Source organism: Pseudomonas sp. 05N434 (assembly GCF_056396965.1).
Genome location: NZ_JBFTMK010000511.1, coordinates 1 through 3,667 on the forward strand (window position 1 = coordinate 1; position 3,667 = coordinate 3,667).

Sequence of the window (3,667 nt, forward strand, 5' to 3'; positions counted from 1 at the left end):
ATTGGGGGACAACCTCATTACGTGCTTACAAACTCGGCTTCGGTGGCCAGGTGCTGGAACAGCGTGCGCTGTCGTCCGGGATCATGCAGTTGCCCAAGACGCCGCGAACCATCGCCGGTCAGGCATGCGCCGACGGTTTTGAACTGGCCTTTGATGAGGCTTGCGGTGACTGGCTCGACGCGCAGCCCGATGTGCCGGTGATTGCCTGTGGCATGGTCGGCAGCGCTCAGGGCTGGCGCGAAGCGGCCTACTGCGACACGCCGGCGAACGTCGCCAATCTCGGAACTTCCCTACAAACCGTTCGCAGTCTTCGCGGTGTCGATGTGCACATCGTGCCGGGTGTGATTCAGCGTTCGCACTTGCCCAACGTTATGCGTGGCGAGGAAACCCAGGTCCTCGGCGTATTGCAGAATCTGCCGGGCGAGGCGGGTAGGGATCTGCTGATAGGCCTGCCGGGCAGTCATTCGAAATGGGTGCAAGTGGCCGACGGCTGCATCGTGCATTTCGATACCTTCATGACCGGCGAAGTCTTCGCCGTACTCAGCGAACACAGCATTCTGGGGCGCACTCAGCAGCGCGGTGGGGCTTTTGATGGCGATGCTTTTGACCGTGGCGTGCAAGTGGCGCTGTCGGCGGATGGCGAGATCGGGCCGCTGTCGACGTTGTTCAGTGCCCGCAGCCTGGGGCTGACCGGCGAGCTGAGCGCTACCGCTCAGCCGGACTATCTGTCCGGCCTGTTGATCGGCCATGAACTGTCGGCCCTGGCCAATGTTCAGCGGCGTCGACGCAATAGCGTGCACCTGCCCTCGATCATCCTCATCGGCAACGCTCAACTCTGCGCTCGCTACAGCCGGGCGCTCGACGCCTGCGGTTTTACCCGGGTGACCCTGGCCGAGCAGGCTACCGAACGCGGCTTGTGGCAGTTGGCGGTCGCCGCCGGACTGATCACGACATCCTCATCCCGTTAAACCTGACTGGAGGTCTGACATGCTCAAGCAAGCATTGGCACAAAACGGTCTGATCGCGATCTTGCGTGGCCTGCGTCCGCAAGAGGCGGCAGCCGTCGGCGAAGTCCTGTATTCGGCCGGATTTCGCGTCATCGAAGTGCCGCTTAATTCCCCTGAACCGTACGAAAGTATCCGCATCCTGCGCAGCACATTACCCGCCGATTGCCTGATCGGCGCGGGCACGGTGTTGACGCCGGAACAGGTCGAGCAGGTGAAAGCGGCGGGCGGCCAGGTGATCGTCATGCCCCACAGCGATGCCAAGGTGTTGCGCGCGGCGAAGGCAGCAGGGCTGTTCCTGTCGCCGGGCGTGGCAACGCCGACCGAAGCCTTTGCCGCGCTGGCCGAAGGGGCGGATGTGCTGAAGATGTTCCCGGCCGAGCAGATGGGCCCAGCTGTAGTGAAAGCCTGGCTGGCGGTGTTGCCTGCGGGGACGGTGCTGGTGCCAGTGGGCGGGATTACGCCAGACAACATGCAGGTGTTTGTCGAGGCCGGTGTCAAAGGTTTCGGTCTCGGCTCCGGGTTGTTCAAACCGGGCATGACGGCTGACGAAGTAGCGGTGCGCGCCAAGGCATATGTCGCTGCATGGAACGCTCTGCGTTAAGACTTTCTGGCGCTGTGAGCGCTGCATCTACAAGAGAGACAATAGAGATGAAAATCACCAAACTCACCACCTTCATCGTTCCGCCGCGCTGGTGCTTCCTCAAGGTCGAGACCGACGAGGGCGTGACCGGTTGGGGCGAGCCCGTGGTTGAAGGCCGCGCGCACACCGTTGCTGCTGCGGTCGAGGAATTGTCCGACTACCTGATCGGTAAAGATCCACGCAACATCGAAGACATCTGGACGGTGCTCTACCGTGGCGGCTTCTACCGGGGCGGGGCGATCCACATGAGCGCGCTGGCCGGTATCGACCAGGCGTTGTGGGACATCAAGGGCAAGGCGCTGGGGGTGTCGGTCAGCGATTTGCTGGGCGGCCAGGTGCGGGACAAGATCCGGGTTTATTCCTGGATCGGTGGTGATCGCCCGGCGGACACTGCTCGCGCCGCGAAAGAAGCGRTCAGCCGTGGTTTCACCGCAGTGAAAATGAACGGCACCGAAGAACTGCAATTCCTCGATTCCTTTGAGAAAGTCGACCTGGCGTTGGCCAACGTTGCCGCCGTGCGCGATGCGGTGGGCCCGAATGTCGGCATCGGCGTGGACTTCCATGGTCGGGTGCACAAGCCGATGGCCAAGGTGCTGATGAAGGAACTCGACCCGTACAAACTGATGTTCATCGAAGAACCGGTGCTCAGTGAAAACTACGAAGCGCTGAAGGAGCTGGCGCCGCTGACCAGCACACCGATTGCCCTCGGTGAGCGGTTGTTCTCGCGTTGGGATTTCAAGCGTGTGCTCAGCGAAGGCTACGTCGACATCATCCAGCCTGATGCGTCCCACGCGGGCGGCATCACCGAAACCCGCAAGATCGCTAACATGGCCGAAGCCTACGACGTGGCGCTGGCGCTGCATTGCCCGCTGGGCCCGATTGCCCTGGCGGCGTGCCTGCAACTGGATGCGGTTTGCTACAACGCGTTCATTCAGGAACAGAGCCTGGGCATCCATTACAACGAGAGCAATGACCTGCTCGATTACGTGAAAGACCCGCGGGTATTCGACTACGACAAAGGCTTTGTGAAGATCCCCAATGGGCCGGGTTTGGGGATCGAGATCAACGAGGAGTATGTGATCGAACGCGCCGCTGTCGGCCACCGCTGGCGCAACCCGATCTGGCGCCATGCCGATGGCAGTTTTGCCGAGTGGTGATACTCACGCGGTGATCGTTCCCACGCTCTGCGTGGGAATGCCTCACCGGACGCTCTTGGGTCGCATGGCTGCGTTCCCACGCAGAGCGTAGGAACGATCAACCACCATGATCTCAATAAACATAAGAAGAGGCACCCCCATGCAACCGCAAACCCTCACCGGGCAGGCGTCGTTGGTGACGCCCAGTCGCAAGCGTTTTTTCATCATGGTCCTGTTGTTCATCACGGTGGTGATCAACTACCTGGACCGCAGCAACCTGTCCATTGCCGCCCCGGCGCTGACCAGCGACCTGGGCATCGATCCGATTCATGTGGGGCTGATTTTTTCCGCATTCGGCTGGACCTACGCCGCCATGCAGATCCCCGGCGGCTGGCTGGTGGACCGGGTGCCGCCGCGCATTCTCTATAGCGTTGCATTGCTGCTGTGGTCGCTGGCCACGGTGATGCTCGGTTTCGCCGCCAGTTTTATCGCATTGTTCGTGCTGCGCATGGCGGTCGGAGCGCTGGAAGCGCCGGCGTACCCGATCAACAGCCGCGTAGTGACAACCTGGTTCCCCGAGCGCGAACGCGCCACAGCCATCGGTTTCTACACCTCCGGGCAGTTCGTCGGCCTGGCGTTCCTGACGCCGGTGCTTGCCTGGCTGCAACACCAATATGGCTGGCACATGGTGTTTGTCAGCACCGGTGTGGTGGGCATCCTTTGGGCAGTGATCTGGTACGCGGTGTATCGCGAACCACGGGATTTCAAGGGCGCCAATGACGCGGAAATCGAGCTGATCCGCGAGGGTGGCGGGTTGGTGGATATTCAGGCCGAAGCCGCCAGGGCCAAGGCGAAATTCAGCTGGATCGACCTCGGAATTGTCC

The 3,667-nt window shown here is 61.6% G+C and carries 4 protein-coding genes; all 4 read left to right on the forward strand.

Going from position 1 to position 3,667, the window contains the following annotated elements; translation table 11 throughout:
• Positions 1-968: 2-dehydro-3-deoxygalactonokinase (locus AC1DLB_RS24685; protein WP_477785811.1), on the forward strand; the 968-nt coding region annotated here is incomplete at its 5' end.
• A 19-nt stretch (positions 969-987) separates the two neighbouring features.
• Positions 988-1,608 carry a 2-dehydro-3-deoxy-6-phosphogalactonate aldolase gene (locus tag AC1DLB_RS24690; RefSeq protein WP_018926189.1) on the forward strand — a complete coding sequence of 207 codons (621 nt, stop codon included), beginning with the start codon at positions 988-990 and terminating at the stop codon, positions 1,606-1,608.
• Between the two features lie 47 nt (positions 1,609-1,655).
• Positions 1,656-2,804: a galactonate dehydratase gene (gene dgoD, locus AC1DLB_RS24695; protein ID WP_477785812.1), complete on the forward strand. Its 1,149-nt coding sequence runs from the start codon at positions 1,656-1,658 to the stop codon at positions 2,802-2,804.
• Positions 2,805-2,943: 139 nt separating this feature from the next.
• Positions 2,944-3,667, forward strand: a 724-nt coding sequence (locus AC1DLB_RS24700) for an MFS transporter (RefSeq protein WP_477785813.1), incomplete at its 3' end; no start/stop codon positions are given.